General features: G+C 60.8%; 19 protein-coding genes. 5 read left to right on the top strand and 14 right to left on the bottom strand.

Going from position 1 to position 26,557, the window contains the following annotated elements; all coding sequences use genetic code 11:
• Positions 1 to 8: 8 nt before the first annotated feature.
• From ACM6I5_RS26765 to ACM6I5_RS26700, 14 genes are all read right to left on the bottom strand, one after another.
• Positions 9 to 1,442 carry a PIG-L family deacetylase gene (locus ACM6I5_RS26765; RefSeq protein WP_017336209.1) on the bottom strand — a complete coding sequence of 478 codons (1,434 nt, stop codon included), beginning with the start codon at positions 1,440 to 1,442 and terminating at the stop codon, positions 9 to 11.
• A gap of 8 nt (positions 1,443 to 1,450) precedes the next feature.
• Entirely contained in the window at positions 1,451 to 2,347 is an 897-nt protein-coding gene (locus ACM6I5_RS26760; RefSeq protein WP_017336208.1) for an antimicrobial resistance protein Mig-14, read from the bottom strand.
• Positions 2,347 to 3,477 carry a glycosyltransferase gene (locus ACM6I5_RS26755; protein ID WP_017336207.1) on the bottom strand — a complete coding sequence of 377 codons (1,131 nt, stop codon included), beginning with the start codon at positions 3,475 to 3,477 and terminating at the stop codon, positions 2,347 to 2,349. Before ACM6I5_RS26755 ends, ACM6I5_RS26760 begins: the two co-directional genes overlap by 1 nt.
• Positions 3,461 to 5,218: a carbamoyltransferase gene (locus tag ACM6I5_RS26750; RefSeq protein ID WP_017336206.1), complete on the bottom strand. Its 1,758-nt coding sequence runs from the start codon at positions 5,216 to 5,218 to the stop codon at positions 3,461 to 3,463. Before ACM6I5_RS26750 ends, ACM6I5_RS26755 begins: the two co-directional genes overlap by 17 nt.
• 172 nt (positions 5,219 to 5,390) lie before the next feature.
• Positions 5,391 to 5,726 carry a YceK/YidQ family lipoprotein gene (locus ACM6I5_RS26745; protein ID WP_031318309.1) on the bottom strand — a complete coding sequence of 112 codons (336 nt, stop codon included), beginning with the start codon at positions 5,724 to 5,726 and terminating at the stop codon, positions 5,391 to 5,393.
• A gap of 252 nt (positions 5,727 to 5,978) precedes the next feature.
• Positions 5,979 to 7,430: a lipopolysaccharide kinase InaA family protein gene (locus ACM6I5_RS26740; protein WP_414885007.1), complete on the bottom strand. Its 1,452-nt coding sequence runs from the start codon at positions 7,428 to 7,430 to the stop codon at positions 5,979 to 5,981.
• Positions 7,430 to 8,182 (bottom strand): lipopolysaccharide kinase InaA family protein, encoded by a 753-nt coding sequence (locus tag ACM6I5_RS26735; RefSeq protein ID WP_414885006.1) that lies wholly within the window; start codon positions 8,180 to 8,182, stop codon positions 7,430 to 7,432. The genes ACM6I5_RS26740 and ACM6I5_RS26735 overlap by 1 nt, the downstream gene beginning before the upstream one ends.
• Positions 8,179 to 8,913 (bottom strand): lipopolysaccharide kinase InaA family protein, encoded by a 735-nt coding sequence (locus ACM6I5_RS26730; RefSeq protein ID WP_414885005.1) that lies wholly within the window; start codon positions 8,911 to 8,913, stop codon positions 8,179 to 8,181. The genes ACM6I5_RS26735 and ACM6I5_RS26730 overlap by 4 nt, the downstream gene beginning before the upstream one ends.
• A complete protein-coding gene (gene rfaP / locus ACM6I5_RS26725) occupies positions 8,913 to 9,719 on the bottom strand; it encodes a lipopolysaccharide core heptose(I) kinase RfaP (protein ID WP_414885004.1) in 807 nt (268 codons plus the stop codon). The genes ACM6I5_RS26730 and rfaP overlap by 1 nt, the downstream gene beginning before the upstream one ends.
• Entirely contained in the window at positions 9,719 to 10,840 is a 1,122-nt protein-coding gene (locus ACM6I5_RS26720; protein ID WP_414879978.1) for a glycosyltransferase family 4 protein, read from the bottom strand. Before ACM6I5_RS26720 ends, rfaP begins: the two co-directional genes overlap by 1 nt.
• Positions 10,840 to 11,901, bottom strand: a complete 1,062-nt coding sequence (gene waaC, locus ACM6I5_RS26715; RefSeq protein WP_414879977.1) for a lipopolysaccharide heptosyltransferase I — start codon at positions 11,899 to 11,901, stop codon at positions 10,840 to 10,842. Before waaC ends, ACM6I5_RS26720 begins: the two co-directional genes overlap by 1 nt.
• A 1-nt stretch (position 11,902) precedes the next feature.
• A complete protein-coding gene (gene waaF / locus ACM6I5_RS26710) occupies positions 11,903 to 12,937 on the bottom strand; it encodes a lipopolysaccharide heptosyltransferase II (RefSeq protein WP_017336199.1) in 1,035 nt (344 codons plus the stop codon).
• 199 nt (positions 12,938 to 13,136) lie between these two features.
• A complete protein-coding gene (glnE, locus tag ACM6I5_RS26705) occupies positions 13,137 to 16,076 on the bottom strand; it encodes a bifunctional [glutamate--ammonia ligase]-adenylyl-L-tyrosine phosphorylase/[glutamate--ammonia-ligase] adenylyltransferase (RefSeq protein WP_414885003.1) in 2,940 nt (979 codons plus the stop codon).
• Positions 16,073 to 16,465, bottom strand: a complete 393-nt coding sequence (locus tag ACM6I5_RS26700; protein ID WP_080995105.1) for a hypothetical protein — start codon at positions 16,463 to 16,465, stop codon at positions 16,073 to 16,075. The genes glnE and ACM6I5_RS26700 overlap by 4 nt, the downstream gene beginning before the upstream one ends.
• On the opposite strand from ACM6I5_RS26700, the gene aceE reads away from it, so the two are divergent.
• From aceE to msrA, 5 genes are all read left to right on the top strand, one after another.
• Positions 16,460 to 19,105, top strand: a complete 2,646-nt coding sequence (aceE, locus tag ACM6I5_RS26695) for a pyruvate dehydrogenase (acetyl-transferring), homodimeric type (protein ID WP_017336197.1) — start codon at positions 16,460 to 16,462, stop codon at positions 19,103 to 19,105. The two genes, ACM6I5_RS26700 and aceE, sit on opposite strands and share 6 nt — an antisense overlap.
• An 11-nt stretch (positions 19,106 to 19,116) precedes the next feature.
• Positions 19,117 to 21,096: a dihydrolipoyllysine-residue acetyltransferase gene (aceF, locus tag ACM6I5_RS26690; protein WP_414885002.1), complete on the top strand. Its 1,980-nt coding sequence runs from the start codon at positions 19,117 to 19,119 to the stop codon at positions 21,094 to 21,096.
• A 270-nt stretch (positions 21,097 to 21,366) separates the two neighbouring features.
• Entirely contained in the window at positions 21,367 to 22,761 is a 1,395-nt protein-coding gene (locus ACM6I5_RS26685; protein ID WP_414885001.1) for an alkaline phosphatase D family protein, read from the top strand.
• Positions 22,762 to 23,027: 266 nt separating this feature from the next.
• Positions 23,028 to 25,721 carry a putative bifunctional diguanylate cyclase/phosphodiesterase gene (locus tag ACM6I5_RS26680; RefSeq protein ID WP_414885000.1) on the top strand — a complete coding sequence of 898 codons (2,694 nt, stop codon included), beginning with the start codon at positions 23,028 to 23,030 and terminating at the stop codon, positions 25,719 to 25,721.
• A gap of 64 nt (positions 25,722 to 25,785) precedes the next feature.
• On the top strand, positions 25,786 to 26,433 hold the full coding sequence (gene msrA, locus ACM6I5_RS26675) for a peptide-methionine (S)-S-oxide reductase MsrA (protein WP_017336192.1): 648 nt from the start codon (positions 25,786 to 25,788) through the stop codon (positions 26,431 to 26,433).
• Positions 26,434 to 26,557 lie beyond the last annotated feature (124 nt).

Raw genomic sequence — 26,557 nt, 5'->3', positions numbered from 1 at the left:
GTTCTGCTTCAGTTCTGCTTCACAGGTGTTTCGTCATGCTTCAGAAGCCAGAACAATTCCTGGCGCCTGACCGCCTTGCGAAAAAATTCATTTTCGCCATAAGGGGGCGGCACTCTACTGGCCAAAAGCCACTGTATCAACCGCCGCAGTCGCCGCTTGAAGGGCATGCGCGGCTGCAGGTCGTGCATCATTCCCAGCGCCATGGCTTTATCACGCTGAAGTTCCGGGGGAACCGGAAGGCAATAAGGCTGCATCGGCACCGACGAATCAAAGGCCGGCGGCAGCGCGATGCCATGACCGGCATCCCCCATGGGCCAGCGATCATTGTCATGCAAATGGTTGGCATAACCGAGCAACGTGGTCGGCTGCCACTCCAGACCTCGCAGTGCTTCAAGGATCGCTTGTTGGGCGCACAGGTGATCCGGGTGCGGATCGAGCGTGGGGTGCGGCAACACGATGACTTCAGGTCGTGCCCGCAACAGCAACTCGCGCAGGTCGGCCAACAGGTTGTTCCAGGTCGGCGCCCCATCGACATCGCCCGGCAGTGCAAAGGGGTTCAACTGGCGAAACAAGCGGGTGTCGTCCATCTCCGCTTCCCGTGAACCCACTGGCCGGGACGGTGCTGCCTGCATCGCCGCCAGCTGCAGGCAGAAATAGCCCAACTGCACGCAATGGGCTTCGGGCACTCCGGCCCAGCGTGGCACGGCGATGCTGTCCCAGGCCCGCAGCCGCCCCTTGAGGCGCGCTGCTTCGACCTTGTTCAGGCCGATCTGCTGATAGTGTTCCGCTTCGATTTCGCCGGCGGTGAGGGTGACGATCCAGGCTTCGTCGGCCTGACTGTACAAACCATAAGCCGCCAGCTCGGCGTCATCGGCGTGTGGCGCAATGACCATTACCCGCTGACGGCGGTAATCCGGTTGTTCGAACGCCCAGAGCACGGGCTCGCCCAGCACTCGGCAAAAACGTCCACGCAGACGCAACTCGCCTCGCGACAGCACTTGCGCCTGACCACTGAGGTTGAGGTAGCGCAGCCCGTTGGCGCCACGCTCGAAGGTTTGTCGATCGGGATTATCGCCACCCGACAATTCGACTGCCGGGTCGATAAAGCGTCCAAGCCAGGTGCTCTTGATCCGCAGGGCCAATACCAGCGTAGCGTCGTCCACCAGCATGACGCCGTCATCCAGGCGCAAACGCTCGCCGTCAAGGTGAATCTTGGGTTGCGGGGTGTAAGGCGGGAAGCTGTACGCGTAATCGTCCTTGGGCGAATAGAACAAATGATCGGCAAACCAGGCTTCATGAGCAATCCAGCCCAGCACCGCCAGCACCAGCGGCAGCCACCAGGCCACCAGCACGCCGATGACGATCAACAGCATCAAGGCGATCAGCAGGCCGATGCGTTTGTTGCGCCGGTGCCGCTTGAGCAATTGCTGTTTTCGACTCATGGGCTCGCTCATACGGTGAACACCGGCACAGGATTACACCAGCGGTCCTTGTATTCACGGTCGGCGCGACCGAAGGAAAAACGCAGCGGCTTGTCCAGCGCGCGGGCATGCTCCCAGGCGCTTTGGGTATTGAGAAAGCTCAAGACGCTGCCGGGGCTGAATTCACGGGTCTCGGGATCGACGCCACCGTTGATGTACTCGACGCTGATCCATTGCGGCGCTTCGACGCGGTACACCAGTTGAATCGCGATCGGCGCATCGTTCAGGAAAATCACCGAGCCGATCAGCAAGTCACGCAACAACTCGATCACCTCGGCCATGCGCTCGGCACCGGTCGCCGGAAAGCCCCAGCGACGCTGGAACAGGTCGCAGTAAATCGCCGCCAGTTCGCCGCTGGAAAAATCGCTGACCGGCCGCACCACGCCGCCCGCTTCTTCCAGCAGACGCAATTCGCGGCGCTGGTTATAGCGAAATTTTTTCGACAGTTCTTCGGGCGTACGGGCCATGGCCAGTTGTTCTGCCTGCAGCCTGATGCCGCTGAAGCGGCCTTCATTCAGTGCGGACAAGTAACGCGCGCGATGGCGCAGGGGCGCTTGCGTATCAGCGGCGGCCGGCAGGATCAACTCAGCATTGCCGAGATCGAACAGGCCCTTTTTACCGTTGCGCTTGAGCACGTCCTTGGACAAGGCAAGGTCGCGACCCCAGGTTGGAATCGCCGCCTGGACTTCGCCATTGGGCGCCCAGGCCAGGTAACGCACCGGAATATCGGCCAACTGCGCCAGGCGCTCGACCACCAGCGGATGAGTGGCGACGCTGCCGCCATAACGGTGCCAGGCCTCGGCGTATGTCGAGGCATCGACCACCGCCCAGCCACGTTCGCGCCATCCTTGAAATCGGTTGAGCATCAACCCCTCGCCGCCAGTTCGGTGACGGCGGGCAAATGCCAGAAAGCATCGCGTACCGCGCGGTCGGAGAAGCGCTCGCGTAAACGGTCGAGCATCAACTCGGCACACTGGCGACGCTGCTGATCATCCATCGCAGCCAGGTGTTGCAGCCCTTGAGCCAAGTGCTCGGCGTCGCCCAGCGGGAATAGAATCCCGACGCCCTCGACCACTTCCTTCGCACCGCCGCATGCCGTCGCGAGCAACGGCACACCAGCGGCCATGGCTTCCAGCAGCACCATGCCGAACGGTTCGTGATCGGAGCTCAAGGCAAACACATCGAATGCACGAAAATAACGACGGGCTTCGGGCACCTGACCGAGGAACAGCACGCGGTCGCCGATCCCCAGTTCACGGGCCATGGCCTTGAGATCCTGTTCCAGCCGACCGATACCGAGAATCACCAACTGGCTGTTAGCCGGCAAACCCGGTAACGCCGCGGCAAAACCGTGCAGCAACGTGGCCTGGTCCTTGTCCGGGTGCAGTCTGCCGACATTACCGATAATCCACGCATCCATGGACAGACCCAGGGTTTCCCGAGCTTCGCGAACCGACACGTGACTGCCTTGCAAGGCTTGCACGTTGATGCGGTTGTAGAGCGTCTGAATCCGTGCAGCCGGCCAATTCGGCAGGCAACTGCGTATGTCGTCGCGTACCGCATCGGAAACCCCGAGCAGACTCAAACGCTTGCGGAAAAAATTCACAAAGAGTTTGCGGGTGCCGCGCTTGTAGTCGTCAAACGCGTGATGCACGCCGATCACCGGCAACGACGTGCCAAGCAAGGCGATGTAGATCGGTTTGAAACGGTGAGCAATGCAGAAACTGAAATTGCGCGAAGCGGCGATCTTGCGCAGATCGCCGATGGCACCCAGCTTCAGGCCACGAATAGCCTTGGAGCTGTATTCCATGAACAGCACTTCATCGGAGGCGCAGGCCTCGGCGACTCGGGCATCGGCAACCCCGGTCAGAAACACCGTGGTCACTCGATAACCGGTCCCCGCGAACAGGCTGGCGTACTGCCGGGCGCAGTCCAGAAACGGACCGTCATAACCGTGGCAGAACTGCAGCACATGGCGTTCAGCCGAGCGTGTCATATGCGTCCGCGCCCTCTTTGACCACCAGAATGTCTTCCATGATCAGATACTGTAGGTCGGAACCGAAGAACATGTTCAGGGCATCCGTCGGCGAGCAGATCATCGGTTCGCCACGACGGTTGAGCGAGGTGTTCAGCGACACACCGTTGCCGGTCAGTACTTCCAGCGCCTTCATCATGTCGTAGTAGCGCGGGTTGTATTCGCGCTTGAGCACCTGGGCCCGGGACGTCCCGTCTTCATGGACGACTTCCGGCACGCGGGTCTTCCACTCTTCCGCCACTTCGAAAGTGAACGTCATGAATGGCGCGGGATGATCGATCTTGATCATCTGTGGTGCGACGGTGTCGAGCATCGAAGGGCAGAAAGGCCTCCAGCGCTCGCGGAACTTGATCTGGTGGTTGATGCGGTCAGCCACGCCGGTCGCGCTCGGGCAACCGATGATCGAACGACCGCCCAAGGCACGCGGACCGAACTCCATACGCCCCTGGAACCAGGCCACCGGGTTGCCATCGACCATGATTTTGGCGATGTTTTCCGGCATGTTCTCAAGCTTTCGCCATACCGGCTTGCTCGGGTGTCGGGCACATGCGGCGAGCACGTCTTCGTTGCTGTACGACGGGCCGAGGTAGACGTGTTCCATCTTCTCGACCGGCACGCCACGGGCGTGAGACACATAAGCCGCCGCGCCGACCGCGGTGCCGGCGTCACCGGACGCAGGCTGCACGAACAGCTCCTTGACGTCGTCGCGGGCGATGATTTTCTGGTTCAGCTTCACGTTCAATGCACAGCCACCGGCGAAGGCCAGTTTGCCGGTTTCCTTGAGCACGTCGCCCAGATAGTGGTCGATCATCTGCAGCGAGATCTTTTCGAACAGCGCTTGCATGCTCGCGGCGTAGTGGATGTACGGCTCGTCGGCGATGTCGCCTTCGCGCTTCGGACCCAGCCACTCGATCAGCTTCGGCGAGAAGTAGAACCCCTTGCCCTTCTCTTTATAGCGACGCAGGCCGATGACGTTGGCGTAGTCGGTGTTGATCACCAGCTCGCCGTTTTCGAACGAGGCCAGGCGCGAGAAATCGTACTTGCTGGCATCGCCATACGGCGCCATGCCCATGACCTTGAACTCGCCGTCGAGCATCTCGAAACCGAGGAACTCGGTGATCGCGCCGTACAGGCCGCCGAGGGAGTCCGGATCGAAGAATTCCTTGATCTTGTGGATCTTGCCGTTTTCGCCGTAACCGAAGAAGGTCGTGGCGTACTCGCCCTTGCCGTCGATCCCGAGGATCGCGGTTTTCTCTTTGAAACCCGAGCAGTGGTAAGCGCTGGAGGCGTGAGCCAGGTGGTGTTCGACCGGCTCGATCTTGATCTTCTTCGGATCGAAGCCCAGTTGCTCCAGGCACCAGACGATTTTGTTGCGGTAGCGCTTGTAGCGGCGATTGCCCATCAGGATCGCGTCAAGTGCGCGGTCCGGGGCGTACCAGTAACGCTTGGCGTAGTGCCAGCGTGCCTTGCCGAACAGGCTGATCGGCGCGAACGGAATGGCGACCACGTCAACGTCGGACGGCTTGATGCCGGCCTGCTCGAGGCAGAACTTCGCCGATTCGTAAGGCATGCGGTTCTTTGCATGTTTATCGCGCACAAAGCGCTCTTCTTCAGCCGCCGCGACCAGCTTGCCGTCGATGTACAACGCTGCGGAAGGATCATGGCTAAGGGCGCCGGACAGGCCAAGAATCGTCAATGCCACAGGGGTCTAGCCTCTTTAGTCTGCATGCAGGCGCAAGGCGCCTCAAAATGAATGTGCCCTCGCAAGAGGGCGAGAGACAGCTAAAGGGCGGGATTATAGCGTAAACATAGTAGGAATGACCCTACGGTTATCAGCGGCGCAATGATGGCCTGCACGACGCCGAAACCCTGGGCTAACCGCGGCTCGCCCGCCAGTAGATCCTGATATTGCCATCCACCCCTTGTCGGTAAATCGTGTAGGGCAGGGAAACGGTATCCAGCGCACCCGACAACGCCAGATCCAGCAGGACCAGCGGGACGAGAAAGCCCGTAGGGTCAGGCGGGGCATTCAAGACGCAGAAATCGTAGGCCAGGCCGCTGTAGATACGCGGGATGGACTGGCAGTAGGTTTTTTGCTTGCGCAGGCTGCGCGCCGCGTCTTCGTCATTTTGCAGGACTGTGACAGCGGTGCCGCAGCCGGAGAGTGCCAATGAGCATGCGATGAATAGGACAACCGTTTTTATAGTCAAGACCTGCCCTCCGAGGAACGTCAGGCAAACTAGCATCGAGACTATTCCGGGCACAGTTCATGGGGTCTGGAGATCATGTAGGACATTTCATAAGAACTTGTCCCTTAATCTCGGGTGACTGGCCTGACGCAATCGTCGCAAGGCCGCCCAGACCACGCCCGCCCCCACAGTTTCCTGGCTTTGCGCATAATCTGCGTAAGGCCCGGAGCAGTGTGGGAGGGGGCTTGCTCGCGATAGGACCGCAGGTCCGATTCAGCCAGCGCCTGAGATGTCTTTGGGCAAACGCTGATCAATCACCTGATGCAATGCACTGCTTTCAGGCCAGTTACGCATGAACCGCGCCCGATCCCGTGCATAGGCCGGGGCGAAACTGTGGAGCGAGCCATGCTGGCACATCGCATCGAGATCGATCAGCGCCCAGCGATCCTCTTGCCAGAACAGGTTATGGCCCTTGAAGTCGCCGTGGCTGATCCGCTCGCGAATCAGCTCCGCAAACAGGTGATCCAGCGCCACCAGCTCGGCTTCGGGCGCATCACCGCTGTCAACGTACGGCGCGAACCGTTCGATGATGTCCGGCCCCGGAAGGTGCTCGGTCACCAGATAAGCCCGACTGCGCAACCAGAGAAAACGCTTTTCCAGCACCGCCAACGGTTTCGGCGTGGCGATCCCGAGGAACGCCAATCGATTGCCTTCGCGCCAGGAATGCCAGGCACGGCTCGGGCGCCAGAAGCGTTTGAGCCAGTGGGCGAACCCCTTGATGTTGTAGCGTTTGATCACCAGGGTACGACCGGCCACTTCGACCTTGCCGACGCTCGCCGCACCGCCGGTCTTGTACAAATGCCCTTGATCGAGCAACGCATCGGCCTGCTCCAGCACCGGCAACATCGCCGCTTCTTCTTCGCGGCGAATCGCCCGTAAACCGAAGGCGCCACGCTGCACGCTGAACAGCGTGCATTCGCGGCCGACCTTGATCAGAAAGTCCTTGAGGCGCCAACTGCGCACCTTGTCGATCTGCTTCTGCAACGCCTCCATCGGCAAGGCATGTTCGCCATTGCTCAGGAGGTAATACACCAGCAATTCTTCAGTGAACGGCTCCAGCGACCTGGGCAACTGAGCAAAAAACACCCCGAGGTTTTCCAGGACTTTCTGTCGCGACAGCGGCTGGCCGGGGGTTTCACTGCAAATCCCGGCGCCATCGATCAAATACAGGCGGCCGCGCTGGCGCAGCAGGTTGTCCAGGTGCAGGTCTTCCTGCCACAGCCCTTTGCGGTGCATCTGGCCGATCGCGCCCAGCGCCTCGGCCAACACGGCCCCTTGCCCATCCGAGAGCACCGGCAAATGCTCGACCCGTTTCCAGGTATCCCCCAGGCTTTGCGCACCTTCGAGGTAATCGAACAGCAGCCAGCCACCTTCGCCGTCCTTCAGGCCATCGGCCAACAGCTGCGGCGTAGTCAGCCCTTGGTCCGCGAGCAAGCGCACGCCGCTCAGCTCACGCTGGAAATGCCGCGCCGCTTTGCTGCCGACCAGCAACTTGGCCAATACCGGCCGGCCACGCCAGACACCGGCGCCGACATAGCGCTGGCCTGGTAACACCCGCAACAGGCTCAACAACTGCAACTCGGCAGGCCCGGCGGCATCGGCCAGCGAGATGCTCAGCGGCAGCACCGGGTCGCGTCCCGCCTCTTTCAGTTCGGACAAACGCATCAGTTGAACCTCTTGTAACTGCGCCGCGCGGTCAATTTCGCCAGCCAGCGGTCGATCAGCGAACTGTCCGGCGGTTGATCCAGGTAGGTGGCCAACAGCTCGCGCAGCTGTGCATCGCTCCACTGGGGCGAGCGCCGGGTCAACGGTTCCAGATCCTTGATCCGGTCCCGCTGACCGAACAGCAGCGGCCGGGTCTTTTCCAGGTCGATGAGCTGGGCCATGTAACCGTCGCCGGTGGCCTGGAGAAAAATGTGCTTGGGGTAGAAACAGCCGTGGACCTGACGCGCACCGTGCAGGCGCCGAGCCAACAGCCCGCAGGCCTGCAAAATGGCCGAGTGCTGCGCCGGACTCAGATCCGACCAGCGCTGCAACAGCGAATCCAGGTCATCCCAGCCGTCCAGCGCACGGGTCAGCAAAACCGCGCGGACCTCGCCGTCGACCTTGCGCTCACCGAAAAAAACCGCTTTCAGCGCCGGAATGCCAAGCTTTTCATAACGGCTGATGTTGCGAAATTCCCTGGCAAAACTCGGCTCGCCAAAGGGCGCGTGCAAGGTGCGCATCTGGTAGTTGCTTTGGCGCTTGAGGTAGAAGCCGTGACCTTCAAGATCCAGCCGAAACACGCTGCTCCAGCCACCGCGCGCGGTGTTGGGCTCATCCACAGCCTCAAGCTGCCGGGCCCACAGTGCATCGAAGGTGCCGAGGCCGTGACGCTCCAAAAGCGCCCGGTCTTCAGCGGCCAGAAAATCAGTCATTCGCGCCCCTCGAAAAATCTCACCACGTGCCGGATCCGTTTTTTATCGGCCGCATTGAGCCGCGTCCGTTGGCGGTATTGCAGGTAAAAGCGCAGTCGCTGGGTGGCCGACAGGTGATACTTGGCGACCTTGTCGAGACACGCCAGATCCTTGGTGATGCGGTATTTGAGCCAGAAGCCGCTCCAGAAATCACCGTTGGGGCAGTCGATCAGGAACAGTTGTGCCTGATCGTCGACCAGCAGGTTGCGCCACTTCAAATCGTTATGGGTGAAGCGATTGTCATGCATGATCCGGGTGTAACCGGCCAGTTGCCGACTGATGTGATCGACCCAGGCGCGATCCGTCAGTTTCGGGTCACGTCGTTCAGCCAGGGCATTCAGGTCTTCGGTATTGGGCAGTTCACGGGTGATCATCGCACCGCGAGCGTAGGCTGCACCGCGCCGTTCCAGCCCCCAGGCCACCACCTCTGCGGTGGGAATGCCCCACTTGGAAAAGCGCTTGAGGTTTTGCCATTCCATCTTCACCCGCGGCTTGCCGAGGTAGCGGCGCAGGCCCTTGCCCGCGCCCACGTAACGCTTGACGTAATAGTTGACGCCCTTGAGCTGGACGCGGACAACCTCGGACAACGGGTCGCGGGTCAACTGCTCGCCCTGAAGGGCAAACACCGCCTCAAGGCTGCCAAAATCATCGGCCAGGTCACTGTAAGCAGGTTCCAGTCTCCAGCCCGACATCAGAGCGCATCCCCGTATCGCTGTTTACGGTCGTAGAGTTTGCTGGCCTTGCCTTCGAGCCAGGTGAGCAACCCGGCTTCTTCGCCGAGGATCTGGCGCAGGGGTTGCTGGAAATAACCCTTGAGGAAACGCAGCTTGTCGCGTCGGGTCAGGCCGATGTCCAGGGCCGAAAAGTACAGCGCCGCCAAATCCTTGTTGCGCCAGCGTTGGGTAATCGTCGGGCGGGTCTGGGCGCGGTGCAGGTCGATCACCGAGAGCTTGAAGTCGTCAGCCGTCACCGGTTTGTCGGTGTGCAGCAGGAAGTGACAGATGTAGCAGTCGCGGTGGTTGACCCCGGCGCGGTGCATCATGCCGGTCATGCGTGCCACTTCGGCGATCAGCGCGCGCTTGAGTCTCGGCTCCGGCGGGTTCTTGACCCAGTCGATGCTGAAGTCTTCGAGGCTGACGGTCGGCGCCAGTTCTTCGGTGACGATGAACGAATGCTGATCCGCCGGGTTGCTGCCCTTCTCGCCGTAGGCAACCGCCGTCATGGTCGGCACGCCGACTTCCTGCAGGCGCTGAATGGCTTTCCATTCCTGACCCGCGCCGAGCACCGGCAGCTTGGCCGTCAGCAGGTTTTTGAAGATTTCGCCCCAACCAATGCCACGGTGGATCTTCACGAAAAACCCGTTGCCGTTCACCTCGGTGCGTAACGTGCGACGAGCTTCCAGCTCGCGGTACACCTCGCCCTGAAGCCCTTCGACCTCGACGAATGGATCGCGTCCGGCCCAAAGGCTCTTGAACGGTTCAGCCAGCATCAACTTCATTAAGCGTGCTCCGCCAGAATCACATCGGCCGCGTGTTGCGGCATGCTGTAGAGGTCTGCCGTCTCGGCGAAGGCCAGACCGTTGCGGCTCCAGGCCGCCCGCGCTTGAGCGTCGTTCAACATACCGGTCAGGTATTGCGTCAGTTGCGCCTGATCGAAGGGTTCATCCAGCACCAGACCGGCGTCGGCCTCGGCAATGTAATGGGCGTAACCGCACACCGCACTCACCAGCACCGGCAAACCGGCCACCAGGGCTTCGAGCAGCACAGTCCCGGTGTTTTCGTTGTACGCCGGATGGATCAACAGATCGGCCCCGAGCAGGAAACGCGGAATATCGCTGCGGCCCTTGAGGAACGTCACGTTGTCGCCGAGCCCCAACGCAGCGCTCTGCATCTGGAACAATTTGGGGTCATCCTGGCCAATTACAAACAGCCGGGTGCGTTTCCTCAGATCAGCGGGCAACGCGGCCAGCGCCTTGAGGCTGCGATCCACGCCTTTGGTCTTGAACCCGGAGCCGATCTGCACCAGCAGCAACTCGTCGTCCTTCAGGTTGAATTCACGACGGAACCCGGTACGAATCTCAGCCGCATTCGGTGGCGCGCGCCGATCCTGAGAAATGCCCGGCGGCAGCAAATGGAAGCGTTCCAGCGGCGTGTCGTAATGCTTGATGAACAGCGGCTGCTGGACCTCGGAGATCATCAACACTTCAGTCTTGGCGTCCCTGGCAAACACCGCGCGCTCGTACTCGGCGAAGTGCCGGTAGCGGCCCCAGCGACGGTACAGCGAGTTGCGCAGGTTTTGCGCCTTGTCTTCGAAGCAACCGTCGGCTGCGTAGTAAACGTCCAGGCCCGGCATTTTGTTGAAGCCGATCAGACGATCCACCGGACGCTTGGCCAGATCGGCCTCCATCCACTCGCTGAGCTTCTCGTTACGCCGATGATTGAAAAACGCCTTGACCGGCGCCACCAGCACTTCGAAACCCGGCGGAATATCGCCCTCCCAGATCAGCGTGTAGACGCGAATCTGGTGGCCGCGCTCCTGGCATTCCAGGGCGATGCGCATGAAATCACGCTGCAACCCCCCGAATGGAAAGTACTTGTACAAGACGAATGCCAATTGCATCAGCGCAGCTCCTCAGCCAGTAACAACGTGCTCAGTCGGGTCGCGACACGCTCGGGATTCAGACGCGTGAAGCACAGCGGCCACTCGCGTTTCAGGTCGAACCGGCGGGCATCTTCGGCCGTCGGTTGATAGGTGCATTTCTTTTGCAGGCATGGAGCGCAGGGGAAATCGCTGGCCATGTGGATCTGGGCCTTGCCGTAAGCGCCGGTCAGGCCCGGATTAGTCGGGCCGAACAGCGACAGCGTCGGCACGTCCAGTGCAGCGGCCAGGTGACCGAGGCCGGTGTCCACCGCCACGCACGCCTGCGCACCGGCCAGCACTTTGCCGATGCCCGCCAGATTCAGTTTGGGCAGCACTTCGACGTGCCGCATGTCCTTGGCAATGCGCTCGGCCCGGGCTTTTTCCGCCGGATTGCCCCACGCCAGCTTCACGCCGACGCCCAGGTAGCCGACGCGCTCGGCCAGCTCGCGCCAGTAGGCTTCAGGCCAGTGCTTGGTGTCCCAGGTGGTGCCGTGCAGGAACAGCACGTAAGGGTTCTTGCGCGGCAATTCCACCAGGCGCTCGACGTTCAGGCCGTAGTCGCCCAACCCATTGGGCAGGTCGTAGCCCAGGGCGATGGCGAACAACTGACGCACTCGCTCAACCGCGTGCTGGCCACGGGCAACCGCCAGACGCCGATCGTAGAAACGCGCGGCGATCGGTTCCCGTGCCGAGCCTTTGTCGAGGCCTGCCACCGGCGCCTTGACATAGCGGGTCAGCAAGGCGCTTTTCAGCAGGCCCTGCGCGTCAATCACCAGATCATATTTCGTGGCGCGAAGGCTTTGCTTGAAGCGCTTCCACTCGCCACTCTTGATGGTCTGCCAGATGTTCTTGCGCCAGCGACGGATCGCCACCGGAATCACTTTGCCTACAGCCGGGTGCCAGGTCGGGATCTCGGCGAAACCTTCTTCCACCACCCAGTCGAACGTGATGCCGGGAATCGCCCGGGCCGCGTCGGTCAACGCCGGCAACGCATGAATCACGTCGCCCAGCGAAGAAGTCTTGATCAGCAGAACCCGCAAACTATTTGACCTCGACCACAGTGCCCTGCAAACGCTGCAAGGCTTCGTTCACCGCTTGCGGCATCAGCTGGCGCAGGCAGTTGTAATGACCGAAGCGGCACGTGCGATCGAAGCACGGGCTGCATTCGATGCCCAGGCGCACGATCTCGACGTGCTCGGCCAGCGGCGGCGTGAAGCCCGGTGACGTCGAGCCGTACACCGCCACCAGCGGGCGATTCAGTGCCGCGGCAACGTGCATCAGGCCGGAGTCGTTGGACACCACCGAATGTGCGCAGGACAGCAAATCGATGGCTTCGGCCAGCGACGTGCCGCCGCTGAGGTTCACCGATTCTTCACGCAGGCCGGGAATCAAGCGCGCGCGGATGTCTTCGCCTACGGCGTGATCGTTTTTCGAACCGAACAGCCAGACTTGCCAGCCTTCGCGAATTTTCGCTTCGGCGACCTTGGCGTAATGCTCGGACGGCCAGCGCTTGGACTCGCCGAACTCGGCACCGGGGCACAGCGCCAACACCGGGCGGTCGAGGGCCAGACCGAATTTGGCCAGCGCCGCTTCGCGGGTGACCGGATCGATCTGCAAGCTCGGGCGCGGGTACGGTTTCGGCAGCTCAAGGCCCGGCTCGTAAGCCAGCGCCATGAAGCGCTCGATCATCAGCGGGTAACGTTCTTTGTCCAGCGTACGCACGTCATTGAGCAGGCCGTAGCGGAATTCGCCGCGCCAGCCGGTGCGCTTCGGGATGCCGGCAAAAAACGGCACCAATGCCGACTTCAGGGAATTGGGCAACAGGATCGCCTGGTCGTACTGGCCGGCCAGGGATTTGCCGATGCGCCTACGCGTCGCCAGCTCCAAAGCACCGTGACCGAGCGGAAAGCTCAAGGCCTGGCGAACTTCGGGCATGCGTTCAAGAATCGGCCGGCTCCATTCGGGGGCCAGGACGTCGATTTCGCACTGCGGGTGGCGTTGCTTGAGACACTGAAACAGTGTCTGCGCCATCACCATGTCACCGACCCAACTGGGCCCAACGATCAGAATTTTCATGTGGTTTCCAAAAACGAACCGGGGAGGCATACGCCTCCCCGCCTCGAGAATTCTACAAAACACTGCAGATCTACTGTGGGGGCGAGCCTGCTCGCGAAAGCGGCGTGACAGTCAGCATACATGCCGGATGTGACGGCCTCATCGCCGGCAAGCCGGTCTCGCTCCCACATTTGAATCTCGTCGTTCCAACGGCCACGTTTCAGCTTAGACCCAACTCGCGCCAGATCCGCAACACCTGCCGTCGTTCGTCCACGAACTGGTCGCCCGGTATCACCCCGGCGTCCTTCTGCAAGGCCTGCCGGTGCGCGGCGGAGCGGTAGGCTTTATAGGCCTCGCGCAACAGGCTGGCGTCTTCGGCGGGCATCAGCCCTTCGTGTTCCAGCTCTTCCAGAATGCGGATATTGTCGGTCCAGCGCAGCAATGGCGGGTGTGTTTCGGACCACGCCAAGGCCGCGTATTGCACCATAAATTCAATATCGACGATACCTCCGGCGTCCTGCTTGAGATCGAACGGCGCCGTGGCCTCGAAGGCATTCGCCCCGGTGCCGGCCGCGGTGCTCTTGCTGCCGAGGTTGTCGCGCATCTTGGCGCGCATCTCGCTGACCTCCTGGCGCAAGGTCGGTAAATCCCGGACTTTGCCCAAAATCGCCGCGCGAACCTTCTCGAACGCCTGGCCGACGTCCTGACTGCCCACCAATACCCGCGCCCGCACCAACGCCTGATGTTCCCAGGTCCAGGCTTCGTTTTCCTGATAACGCGCAAACGCGCCAAGCGAACTCACCAACAGACCGGAAGCACCGGACGGTCGCAGGCGCATGTCCACTTCATAGAGCTGGCCGGAGTTGGTCTGGGCCGTGAGCAAGTGAATGATCCGCTGCCCGAGCCGGGTGAAGAATTGCGCGCCATCAATCGGTTTCGGGCCGTCGGTTTCAGCCTGCGGGTCGCCGTCATGTATGAACACCAGGTCCAGGTCCGAACCATGCCCCAATTCCAGCCCGCCGACTTTCCCATAACCGACAATGATGAAGCCCGGATCGCACAGCGTACCGTCACTGCGCAGCGGCGTGCCGTATTTGGCTACCGTCTGGCGCCAGGCCAGGGCCAGCACCTGTTCGAGGATCGCTTCGGCGAGCCAGGTCAGGTAATCGCTGACTTTCATCAACGGCAGGCTGCCGGCGATCTCCGACGCGGCGACGCGCAAGCGGTGCGCCAGCTTGAAATGGCGCAGGGCTTCCATTTGCTGCTCGAGGTCGTCCTCGGGAATTCGTGTCAGGCGCTCGCGCAACTCAGCGGCCAGCTCCGGCGCCAGGGGCGGTTTGAACAGCCGGCCTTCGTTGAGCAATTCGTCGAGCAGCAGCGGGAAGCGGGTGATCTGTTCGGCAATCCACGGGCTCGCAGCGCACAAGGTCAGCAAGCGTCGCAGCGCGCCGGGGTTTTCGGTCAGCAGCACCAAGTACGCGGAACGCCGGGCCACCGCTTCAACCAGCGGCAGCACGCGTTCCAGCACCAGATCCGGATTGGCGTGTTCGACCGCCTGCGCCAACAACCGTGGAATAAAGGCATCAAGGCGTTCGCGCCCCAAACGCTGCATCGCGCGCAATTGCGGGCTGCTGCGCAGGCTGGCCAGGGCTTTCAGGGCTTTGGTGGCATCGACGAAACCGCCCTCCTCCAACTGGCGGCAAGCGGCCTCTTCGTCCTGCGCCTCTTCCCACAGTGGCAGCCATTCACCGCCGACCACCACTTCGCTTTCAGCCCCTTCCTCTTCGTCGGGATCGGCGATCACCTGGCCGAAGTGCCACGCAACACGACCGCGCCAATACATCAGTTGCTCATGAAAGGCGTCCCAATCGGCAAAGCCCAACATAAATGCAATACGCGCCTGATCCTGCGCACCGTCCGGCAACATCTGGGTCTGGCGGTCTGCAATCGCCTGAATGGCGTGCTCGGTGTAACGCAGGAATTCGTAGCCTTCGCGCAGTTCGCTGACCACCGCCGGCGGCAGGTAACCCTGACCTTCCAGGGTGCTCAATACTTTTAATAGAGGACGTTGTTGCAGGCTCAGGTCGCGGCCGCCGTGGATCAGCTGAAATGCCTGGGCGATAAACTCGACTTCGCGGATGCCGCCGGAGCCGAGCTTGATGTTGTCGGCCATGCCCTTGCGCCGGACTTCCTGTTGGATCAACTGCTTCATCGTGCGCAGCGCTTCGATGGCGGAGAAGTCCAGGTAACGCCGGTAAACGAACGGCCGCAGCATCTCTTGCAGCTGCGCGCCCGCCACTTGATCGCCGGCCACCACCCGCGACTTGATCATCGCGTAGCGCTCCCAGTCGCGCCCCTGATCCTGGTAATACTGCTCCAGCGCGTTGAAGCTCAGCACCAACGCACCGGCCGAACCGTAGGGTCGCAGGCGCATGTCCACGCGAAACACAAAACCGTCGACGGTCATCGGGTCCAGTGCCTTGATCAGGCGCTGACCGAGGCGGATGAAGAATTCCTGATTATCCAGCGAACGTTTCACGCCGACGGTTTCGCCGCCCTCGGGGTAGGCGAAGATCAGGTCGATGTCCGAAGACAGGTTGAGCTCGACCGCGCCGAGCTTGCCCATGCCGAGGATGACCATCTGCTGCGGCTCGCCGCTGCGTCGACCGGTCGGCACGCCGAACTGCTGGCAATGGCGCGAGTACAACCATTGATAAGCCTGATCGATGCTGGCGTCGGCCATGTCCGAGAGGTCGCGGCAGGTCTGGATGAGGTCGGCCTGACGGGTCAGGTCACGCCAGATGATCCGCACTTGATGACGGGTGCGCTGGCGACGCAAGACGCGGCCGAGTTCGTCTTCGGTCTGCGCGGCATTCACCGCCGCCGCAATCTGCGCGCACAACTCGCCGGGGGCAAAGCCGCGATCCAGTTCGCCGGACTGCACCAGTGCCAGCAACATCAAAGGGTCACGAATGCTTTGTTCAATCACGAAGTCGCTGGCGGCAGTGACACGGGCGAACTGCGCCCAGCGTTCAGGTGTCCACGAAGACAGGCCATGATCATCATCGAGCGCCTCGACCGCTGCACGGAACGACTGCTCGGCACGGGTGACAAACGGCAGGAGAATGCCAGGCAGTTCGGCAAGCGAAGGGAGGCTCATGGTCTATCCTTGATCGGCGTGTAGAGGGCTGCATGTAGTGAATTTTCAAATTGCACTACGTGATCGACTGTCGAACAAAGGTTAGAAATAGCTGAAATTTCTTCATTTTTGGTAGACAGCATCAAGCTTTCACCTTTTTTGGTTGGCAAAAGACCAACCTTAACGATTATTCTCACAACGCAGCTGGAGGCCACAAGCCGCTCATCTGTAGTTTTACTACTCGTATATACATTCGAAAGGCTGAAATGCCCGATGATTTGTAGTAAAACTACACGCCGCCGGAACAACCTCTCGGCAATCCAAGAATTTATATCGTCTGCCCACAAGGCCAGTCGCAAACTCAGGCAACCGATTCTGGAAGCCTTTCCGCCCTGGAGCAAGCCATGCAAGACCTCGATCCCGTCGAAACCCAGGAATGGCTGGACGCCCTGGAATCGGTTCTCGACAAAGAAGGCGAAGACCGTGCTCATTATCTGATGACCCGTATGGGCGAACTCGCAACCCGCAGCGGTTCGCAATTGCCTTACGCCATCACCACGCCATACCGCAACACCATTCCCGTTACCCACGAAGCACGCATGCCTGGCGACCTGTTCATGGAACGCCGCATTCGCTCGTTGGTACGCTGGAACGCGATGGCCATGGTGATGCGTACGAACCTGAAAGATTCTGACCTGGGCGGTCACATCTCCAGCTTCGCCTCCAGCGCCACCCTGTACGACATCGGTTTCAACTATTTCTTCCAGGCCCCGACCGACGAACACGGCGGCGACCTGATCTACTTCCAGGGCCACACCTCGCCAGGCGTTTATGCCCGCGCGTTCATGGAAGGCCGCATCACCGAAGACCAGATGAACAACTTCCGCCAGGAAGTGGACGGCCAGGGCCTCTCGTCCTATCCGCACCCTTGGCTGATGCCTGATTTCTGGCAGTTCCCGACCGTATCCATGGGTCTGGGCCCGATCCAGGCGATCTACCAGGCTCGCTTCATGAAGTACCTGGAAGCCCGTGGCTTCATCCCGGAAGGCAAGCAGAAAGTCTGGTGCTTCCTGGGCGACGGCGAGTGCGACGAGCCGGAATCCCTGGGCGCGATCTCGCTGGCTGGCCGCGAGAAGCTCGACAACCTGATCTTTGTCATCAACTGCAACCTGCAGCGCCTCGACGGCCCGGTTCGCGGCAACGGCAAGATCATCCAGGAACTCGAAGGCGTGTTCCGTGGCGCTCAGTGGAACGTGACCAAAGTCATCTGGGGCCGTTTCTGGGACCCACTGCTGGCCAAAGACGTCGACGGCATCCTGCAACGTCGCATGGACGAAGTCATCGACGGCGAGTACCAGAACTACAAAGCCAAAGACGGCGCGTTCGTGCGTGAACACTTCTTCAACTCGCCAGAACTCAAGGCGATGGTTGCTGATCTGTCCGACGACGAGATCTGGAAACTCAACCGTGGCGGTCACGACCCGTACAAGGTCTACGCGGCGTACCACGAAGCGGTCAACCACAAAGAACAACCGACCGTCATCCTGGCCAAGACCATCAAGGGTTATGGCACCGGTGCCGGCGAAGCGAAAAACACTGCGCACAACACCAAGAAAGTCGATGTCGACAGCCTTAAGTTGTTCCGTGACCGCTTCGACATCCCGGTCAAGGACGAAGAGCTGGAAAACCTGCCGTTCTTCAAACCTGAACCGAACAGCGCCGAAGCCCGCTACCTGAGCGAGCGCCGCACTGCACTGGGCGGTTTCGTGCCACAGCGCCGCGCGCAGAGCTTCAGCGTACCGACCCCATCGCTGGATACCCTCAAGGCTATCCTAGACGGCTCGGGCGACCGTGAAATTTCCACCACCATGGCGTTCGTGCGGATCCTCGCGCAGCTGGTCAAGGACAAGGAAATCGGCCCGCGCATCGTTCCGATCATCCCGGACGAAGCCCGTACCTTCGGTATGGAAGGCATGTTCCGTCAGTTGGGCATCTACTCGTCCGTCGGCCAGCTCTACGAGCCAGTCGATAAAGACCAGGTGATGTTCTACAAGGAAGACAAGAAGGGCCAGATCCTCGAGGAAGGTATCAACGAAGCGGGCGCCATGAGCTCCTTCATCGCGGCCGGTACTTCGTACTCCAGCCACAACCAGCCAATGCTGCCGTTCTACATCTTCTACTCGATGTTCGGCTTCCAGCGTATCGGCGACCTGGCCTGGGCTGCCGGCGACAGCCGTACCCGTGGCTTCCTGATCGGCGGCACCGCCGGCCGGACCACGCTGAACGGCGAAGGCCTGCAACACGAAGACGGTCACAGCCACATCCTGGCTGCCACCATCCCGAACTGCCGCACCTTTGATCCAACCTACGGCTACGAGCTGGCGGTGATCATTCAGGACGGCATGAAGAAGATGACCGAAGAGCAGCAGGACGTTTTCTACTACATCACCGTGATGAACGAGTCCTACCAGCAGCCAGCCATGCCGGCCGGTGTAGAGGAAGGCATCATCAAGGGCATGTACCTGCTCGAAGAAGACACCCGCGAAGCGGCGCACCACGTTCAGCTGATGGGCTCCGGCACCATCCTGCGTGAAGTCCGTGAAGCGGCGAAGATCCTGCGTGAACAGTTCAACGTCGGCGCCGACGTGTGGAGCGTTACCAGCTTCAACGAACTGCGTCGCGATGGCCTGGCCGTTGAGCGCACCAACCGTCTGCACCCTGGCCAGAAGCCTAAACTGAGCTACGTCGAAGAGTGCCTGAGCGGCCGTAAAGGTCCGGTCATCGCCTCTACCGACTACATGAAACTGTTCGCAGAGCAAATTCGTCAGTGGGTACCGTCCAAGGAATTCAAAGTCCTGGGCACCGACGGTTTCGGCCGCAGTGACAGCCGCAAGAAGCTGCGTCACTTCTTCGAAGTCGATCGTCATTTCGTGGTGTTGGCAGCCCTGGAAGCATTGGCTGACCGCGGCGACATCGAACCTAAAGTGGTGGCTGAAGCCATCGCCAAGTTCGGTATCGACCCGGAAAAACGCAACCCACTGGACTGCTGAGGAGACACTCTGTGAGCGAACTCATTCGCGTACCTGACATCGGCAGCGGTGAAGGTGAAGTAATTGAACTGTTTGTGAAGGTCGGCGACCGCATCGAAGCCGACCAGAGCATCCTGACGCTGGAATCGGACAAGGCGAGCATGGAAGTGCCTGCGCCGAAGGCCGGTATCATCAAGAGCCTGAAAGTGAAGCTGGGCGATCGCCTGAAAGAAGGCGACGAACTGCTGGAGCTGGAAGTCGAAGGTGCCGCTGCCCCGGCCTCTGCACCGCCCCCTGCGGCTGCCGCTGCGCCAGCTGCAAAAGCTGAAGAGAAACCGGCTGCTGCTCCTGCCGCCGCTGCTCCAGCGCCAGCCGCCGCGCCTGCTGCCGCTTCGGTTCAGCAAGTGCACGTGCCGGACATCGGTTCGGCAGGCAAGGCCCAGATCATCGAGATCCAGGTCAAGGTCGGCGACACCGTCGCCGCTGATCAGTCGCTGATCACCCTGGAATCCGACAAGGCCAGCATGGAAATCCCATCGCCTGCCGCTGGCGTGGTCAAGAGCATCAGCGTCAAGCTCAACGACGAAGTCGGCACTGGCGACCTGATCCTGGATCTGGAAGTGGCGGGTGCTGCGGCCCCTGCTGCTGCCGCGCCAGCACAGGCTGCTGCTCCTGCGGCCGCTGCTCCGGCGTCTGCCGCTGCTGCCCCGGCTGCACCGGTTGCCGACAGTGTTCAGGACATTCACGTCCCGGACATCGGTTCGTCGGGCAAGGCCAAGATCATCGAAGTGCTGGTCAAGGCCGGCGATACCGTCACCGCCGACCAGTCGCTGATCACCCTGGAATCCGACAAGGCCAGCATGGAAATTCCATCGCCTGCCGCTGGCGTGGTGGAAAGCGTTTCCATCAAGCTGGATGACGAAGTCGGTACTGGCGACCTGATCCTGAAGCTGAAAGTCAAAGGCGCTGCGCCTGCTGCTGCCCCGGCTCCGGCCGCTGCGGCACCGAGCGCTGCTGCGCCTGCTCCAGCCGCCGCGGCACCTGCTGTTCCGGCACCGGCCGCACCTGCAGCGGCACCGGCCAAGCCAGGCGCCAAGGTTCATGCTGGCCCGGCCGTACGCCAACTGGCCCGCGAATTCGGCGTCGAGCTGAGCGCGGTCAGCCCAAGCGGCCCGCACGGTCGCGTGCTGAAAGAAGACGTGCAGGTTTACGTCAAGGCGATGATGCAGAAGGCCAAGGAAGCACCGGCCGCTGCTGCAGGCGCAACCGGTGGCGCGGGCATCCCGCCGATTCCGGTCGTGGACTTCAGCCGCTTCGGTGAAACCGAAGAAGTGCCGATGACTCGCCTGATGCAGATCGGCGCGTCGAGCCTGCACCGCAGCTGGCTGAACATTCCGCACGTGACTCAGTTCGATTCGGCTGATATCACCGAGCTGGAAGCGTTCCGTATCGCTCAGAAAGCCGTTGCAGAGAAGGCCGGCGTCAAGCTGACCATCCTGCCGCTGCTGCTCAAATCCTGCGCGCACCTGCTCAAGGAACTGCCGGACTTCAACAGTTCGCTGGCACCTAGCGGCAAGGCGATCATCCGCAAGAAGTACGTGAACATCGGCTTCGCGGTCGACACCCCTGAAGGCCTGCTGGTACCGGTCATCAAGAACGTCGACCAGAAGAGCCTGTTGCAACTGGCAGCCGAAGCCGCTGCGCTGGCCGCCAAAGCCCGCGACAAGAAGCTCACCGCTGACGATATGCAAGGCGCCTGCTTCACCATTTCCAGCCTCGGCCACATTGGCGGCACCGGCTTCACGCCGATCGTCAACGCGCCGGAAGTGGCGATCCTCGGTGTTTCCAAGGCAACCATCCAGCCAGTCTGGGACGGCAAAGCCTTCCAGCCGAAACTGATGCTGCCACTGTCGCTGTCCTACGATCACCGTGTGATCAACGGCGCCGCTGCTGCACGCTTCACCAAGCGTCTGAGCGACCTGCTGGCGGACATCCGCACCATCTTGCTGTAACACCGGCCGGCCCTCCTTCACCGGAGGGCCTGTCGCGTTCCACGTTTTCCGAGCGCCACGCTCGTACCTCAACCCCGCCAATTTGGCGGGGCTTTTTTTGCCTTGAAAAAGACTCTTTCCTACGCCCGCGGCTGAGTTCACCCACAACTCGAATCCACTTCGGCACGATATTTTTTTCCGGCCAGCCTCTAGGCTTAGTTACACAAACAACTGACGAAAAGTTAAACAAACTTAATTGATTAGTTAGCACTCCTTCGAATGGATTCGAATATGTTCAAACCTACAGTCGGCCCCATCATTGGCCACACTACAGCTCATCACGCACGTATCTTTTTACGTGGAGGACTTCAAAAAGACACGCTGGTATTTGGTGGAGTTCGTTATCGACGCAGCGGCGACACGCCCTGGTCCAAAGGAATGTTCATTCAACTGACTGCCGCGCGAGACATGTGCGACGTCTTCGCGCTCAACGGCCTAGCCGCCGATACCGAGTACGAATACCAGGCGGGCTGGTTCAGCCCCATGAGCCCGGTGCACACCGTCGAGACGATTCAGGAACTGCCGTTGCAATGGCCCCGGACTGTCTACCGTTTCAGCACCCCGTCCAGCAATCCCGCCGTGCCACGGGCTTACATCGTCGGGTCATGCCGTTACCTGCGGATGACGGTCGGTGCGCCTTCGCTCCCGCATCTGGGCGACCGGATCTTCGCTTCCATCACCCATCTGGCACAGCGCACCGAAACGCCCATCAGCGCACTGTTGATGACGGGCGACCAAGTCTATATCGATGACTTGAACATCATCGCCCCGGATCGGGAATACAAGGAAATACTCAGTAAGTACCGCATCGCTTTTTCCCAGCCACATATAGCAAAGTTGATGTCCGGCACACCGACTTACATGATCCTCGACGACCATGAAATTGAAGACAACTGGCCCGCCAATAAAAACAAAAACGACGACGATCTCTATAACAATGCCATCGCCGCCTATGAGTTATATCAAGCCAGCCACAGCCCCGCCCGAGAGTTGCTGGAAGATGGAAACATCGAACGACACCTGGAGCGCTATTGGTATCAATTCACCCATGGTGATATCGAATGGTTTGTCACCGACAGCCGAACCCGACGCAATCTATCGGCCAGCGACCGGCGGATCCTCGACAACGAGCAGGAAACAGCCTTGTGCAATTGGCTGATGCACAGTCCGGCCCGGGTAAAATTCGTCGTCACCAGTGTGATGTTCTATCCCGATCGCAAGCGCCTGGGCAATGACGCCTGGCAAGCCTTTCCGGAACAACGCCTGCGATTGCTGGAGATTATTCGCACACAGCGCATCAAGAACGTCTTCTTCGTGTCCGGCGATGTGCACGGCTCCCTCACCAGCCGGCTGACACACAGCGAAGACCCGGATTTCGAGGTTCACACCATCGTCTCCTCGCCGCTGTGCAACAGCAAACTGCTGCCCTACGCCAAGGCCTCCACCTTCATCCTCGATCAACCACTGGCGCAGGCTGCCGCGGGAGTTTATCGGCATGAACTGACCAGCGAGGTGATCAGCCAGGACAACTTTGCCCATCTGATCGTAGAGTCAGAGCGGATTCGCGTCAGTTATCACGACCGGGAAGGCAAACCGCTGCATTCGACAAACATCAAATTGCGTTAATCGCAAAAAGATCGCAGCCTGCGGCAGTTCCTACATGAGATTGCATTCCTCTGCAGGAGCTGCCGAAGGCTGCGATCTTTTGGGTAAAAACATTACTTTTCGGCCCACGCTGAAGAAATCTTCGCCTCTGCCGACATATTCTTATAGCACTTGGCCTTCATGTCTCTTGTCAGTCAGTGTCGCAATGATGCAACCTTGCCGCAGGCAACAGTAAAGAGGGCGAGAGCCCGGCGCGATCAGCACATTCGAAGCGAGTTTCCCTCCATATGAAGAGCCAACCCGATGCCGCCAGCCGTATGGTGGCCGAGGTAGTGACGCAGTTGCCTGTGCCCTCGCGGCTCGGCATGCTGCGTTTCGAACGGCTGAATGAACCAAGCTGGGCGCTGCTGTTTCTCGATCCCAATTGCGAGCGACAGTTCGGTCTGCCGGCAGTGGAGCTCTGCGCCCTGGTCGGCTCACCCTACGCCAGCCTGATGGAGCCCGAAGCGCGCTATCAGCTGCATGACGCCATCCAGCAGCAACTCACCGAGTGCCCGCATTACCTGATCCGCTACGCCCTGCACACCGCCGCCGGCACGTTGAGCCTGCTGGAAATGGGCGAAGCCTACAAACAACACAACAGACACCTGCTGCGCGGCTACCTGCTGGTGGTCGACGGTCTGTTCGAGGGCGAACCGCTGCTGCCGGCGCTGGACCTGGAAACCCAGAACTCGCGCCTGCAGATCGCCCTTGAACTCAATCAGCGCGCCCAACAGGAGCAACTCCTGCACCTGGATCGCGTGCGCGCCCAGCAAGACCTGATCCTGCTGCTGACCCGCCAGCGCTACAGCTCCGGCAATTCCCTGCAAGAAGCCGCTGAACTGATCACCCGCAGTGCCTGTGACATCTACGAAATCGACTGCGCCAGCCTGTGGAACCTCGACGGCTCGATGTTGGTGCCGATCTCGGCGTATCACCGTGCCACTCGGGAATACGCGATGCCGGAACCAATCGACATCAGCGGTTTCCCCGATTACATGGATGCGCTGCACGGCAGCCGAGCGATCGATGCGCACAATGCGATTCGTGATCCGCGCACCCGGGAAATGGCCGAGAGCCTGCGCCCGCGCAACGTCAACGCGATGCTCGACGCCAGCATTCGCGTGGATGGCCAGGTGGTCGGCGTGCTCTGCCTGGAACAAACGGGTGCGACCCGCGCCTGGCAGTCCGACGAAATCGCCTTCGCTGGCGAGCTGGCCGATCAGTTCGCCCAGGTCATCAACAACCACAACCGCCGCACCGTCACCAGCGCCCTGCACCTGTTCCAGCGGGCGGTCGAGCAGAGTGCCAACGCCTTTTTGCTGGTCAATTGCGACGGTGTGGTGGAATACGTCAACCCGAGCTTCACCGCGATCACCCAGTACAGCACCGAAGAAGTCCACGGCCAGCGGCTGTCGGAACTGCCGGCCCTGGAAAACCTCAGCGAACTGCTGTTCGACGCGCCCTCGGCGCTGGCCAAGAGCAACAGCTGGCAGGGCGAATTCAAAAGCCGGCGCAAAAACCTCGAACCCTACTGGGGCCAGTTGTCGATCTCCAAGGTGTACGGCGACAACCGCGAGCTAACGCATTACATCGGCATCTACGAAGACATCACCCAGACCAAACTCGCCCAGCAGCGCATCGAGCGCCTGGCCTACACCGACAACCTGACCAACCTCGGCAACCGACCAGCGTTCATCCGCAACCTCGATGAACGCTTCGCCCGAGACAGCGACACCCCGATCAGCCTGTTGCTGGTGGACATCGACAACTTCAAGCGGATCAACGACAGCCTCGGTCACCAGACCGGCGACAAGCTGCTGATCAGCCTGGCGCGGCGCCTGCGCAACAGCCTGATCCCGAGCGGCAGCCTGGCGCGTTTCGCCAGTAACGAATTCGCCGTACTGCTGGACGACACCGACCTCGCGATGGGCCAGCAAGTCGCCAACCAACTGCTGGCGACCCTCGACAAACCGATGTTCGTCGACAACCAGCTGATCAGCGTCACCGGCTCTGTTGGCCTGGCCTGCGCGCCACTGCATGGCCGCGATCCACAAACCCTGATGCGTAACGCCGGACTCGCGCTGCACAAGGCCAAGGCCAACGGCAAGCACCAGGTCCAGGTGTTCACCGAAGCGCTGAACGCCGAAGCCAGTTACAAACTGTTCGTCGAGAACAACCTGCGCCGCGCCCTGACCCAAAACGAGCTGGACGTGTTCTACCAGCCCAAGCTCTGCCTGCGCAGCGGCCGCCTGCTCGGCATGGAAGCGCTGCTGCGCTGGAACCATCCGGAAAAGGGCATGATCCGCCCGGATCAGTTCATCAGCGTCGCTGAAGAAACCGGCCTGATCATTCCAATCGGCAAATGGATCGCGCGCCAGGCCTGCCGCATGAGCAAAGACCTGACGGCGGCGGGCCTAGGCAACCTGCAAGTGGCGATCAACCTGTCACCCAAGCAGTTTTCCGACCCGGACCTGGTGTCGTCGATCGCCAACATCCTCAAGGAAGAAGCGCTGCCGGCGAACCTGCTGGAGCTGGAACTGACCGAAGGCCTGTTGCTGGAAGCCACCGAAGACACCCACTTGCAGCTCGACCAGCTCAAACGCCTGGGCCTGACCCTGGCCATGGACGACTTCGGCACCGGTTACTCGTCGCTGAGTTACTTGAAAAAATTCCCGATCGACATCATTAAGATTGATCGAAGCTTCATTCACGAAATCCCGGACAACCAGGACGACATGGAAATCACCTCCGCGGTGATCGCCATGGCCCACAACCTGAAAATCAAGGTCGTGGCGGAAGGCATCGAGACGGCCGAGCAGTTGGCTTTCCTGCGCCGCCACCGCTGTGACGTCGGCCAGGGCTACCTGTTCGACCGACCGATCCCGGGCTCCGAGCTGATCGAAAAGCTCAAGCGCTACCCGCGTGGCCCGCTCGCCTGACAGCGGGGCTGCATTCGGGCAAACTGCGCGTCTGACAATTTCAACCTGACTGAGAGGACTGATAATGGTTCTGCGCTCGGAAATTCTGGTGAACAAAAACGTGCTCCCTACTAAAGAACAAGCGCTGCCTGGCCGCGAAACCCCGATGACCGTGCCGGAAAAACACTTCGTCCACGACGCCCCGCTGCTGGGCCCGTTTGCCATGGACGTGGATTTCGCGATCTTCGGTCTCGGGTGCTTCTGGGGTGCGGAACGCAAGTTCTGGCAGCGTGAAGGTGTGGTGAGTACGGCGGCGGGTTACGCCGGCGGCTTTACGCCGAACCCGACCTATGAAGAAGTCTGCTCGGGCCTGACCGGCCACAGCGAAGTGGTATTGGTGGTCTACGAGCCGGCGAAAGTCAGCTATGAAGAGCTGCTGAAGATGTTCTGGGAACTGCACAACCCGACTCAGGGCATGCGTCAGGGCAACGACATCGGTACCCAATATCGCTCGGTCATCTACGCGACCAACCCGACTCAATTGGCAGCCGCCAATCACAGCAAGGAAGTATTCCAGGCCGAGTTGACCAAGGCGGGTAAAGGCACGATCACGACTGAAATCGAAGAAGCGCCGACGTTCTACTTCGCCGAGGCCTATCACCAGCAGTATCTGGCCAAGAATCCCGAAGGGTATTGCGGGATTGGCGGTACGGGCGTGACGTGCCCGATCTGACTTAGCGCAATACCTGTGGCGAGGGAGCTTGCTCCCGCTCGGCTGCGAAGCAGTCGTAAAATCGGTATGCGGGTTCTTGCTGAATGAACATCGCTACCGAAATCAGGGCCGCTCCGCGCCCCAG

Origin of the sequence: Pseudomonas sp. IT-P171, from assembly GCF_949767765.1 — a bacterium.
GTDB lineage: Bacteria > Pseudomonadota > Gammaproteobacteria > Pseudomonadales > Pseudomonadaceae > Aquipseudomonas > Aquipseudomonas fluorescens_B.
This window is presented reverse-complemented; position numbering and strand designations above follow the sequence as displayed.

What these genes read in the sequence shown, in the direction of transcription:
- ACM6I5_RS26765 (WP_017336209.1), bottom strand. Translation starts at nt 1,442, where the DNA reads ATGAGTCGAAAACAGCAATTGCTCAAGCGGCACCGGCGCAACAAACGC.
- waaF (WP_017336199.1), bottom strand. Translation starts at nt 12,937, where the DNA reads ATGAAAATTCTGATCGTTGGGCCCAGTTGGGTCGGTGACATGGTGATG.
- aceE (WP_017336197.1), top strand. Translation starts at nt 16,460, where the DNA reads ATGCAAGACCTCGATCCCGTCGAAACCCAGGAATGGCTGGACGCCCTG.
- msrA (WP_017336192.1), top strand. Translation starts at nt 25,786, where the DNA reads ATGGTTCTGCGCTCGGAAATTCTGGTGAACAAAAACGTGCTCCCTACT.
- rfaP (WP_414885004.1), bottom strand. Translation starts at nt 9,719, where the DNA reads ATGAAGTTGATGCTGGCTGAACCGTTCAAGAGCCTTTGGGCCGGACGC.
- glnE (WP_414885003.1), bottom strand. Translation starts at nt 16,076, where the DNA reads ATGAGCCTCCCTTCGCTTGCCGAACTGCCTGGCATTCTCCTGCCGTTT.
- ACM6I5_RS26755 (WP_017336207.1), bottom strand. Translation starts at nt 3,477, where the DNA reads ATGACACGCTCGGCTGAACGCCATGTGCTGCAGTTCTGCCACGGTTAT.
- ACM6I5_RS26730 (WP_414885005.1), bottom strand. Translation starts at nt 8,913, where the DNA reads ATGTCGGGCTGGAGACTGGAACCTGCTTACAGTGACCTGGCCGATGAT.
- ACM6I5_RS26740 (WP_414885007.1), bottom strand. Translation starts at nt 7,430, where the DNA reads ATGCGTTTGTCCGAACTGAAAGAGGCGGGACGCGACCCGGTGCTGCCG.
- ACM6I5_RS26760 (WP_017336208.1), bottom strand. Translation starts at nt 2,347, where the DNA reads ATGCTCAACCGATTTCAAGGATGGCGCGAACGTGGCTGGGCGGTGGTC.
- ACM6I5_RS26735 (WP_414885006.1), bottom strand. Translation starts at nt 8,182, where the DNA reads ATGACTGATTTTCTGGCCGCTGAAGACCGGGCGCTTTTGGAGCGTCAC.
- ACM6I5_RS26685 (WP_414885001.1), top strand. Translation starts at nt 21,367, where the DNA reads ATGTTCAAACCTACAGTCGGCCCCATCATTGGCCACACTACAGCTCAT.
- ACM6I5_RS26720 (WP_414879978.1), bottom strand. Translation starts at nt 10,840, where the DNA reads ATGCAATTGGCATTCGTCTTGTACAAGTACTTTCCATTCGGGGGGTTG.
- ACM6I5_RS26680 (WP_414885000.1), top strand. Translation starts at nt 23,028, where the DNA reads ATGAAGAGCCAACCCGATGCCGCCAGCCGTATGGTGGCCGAGGTAGTG.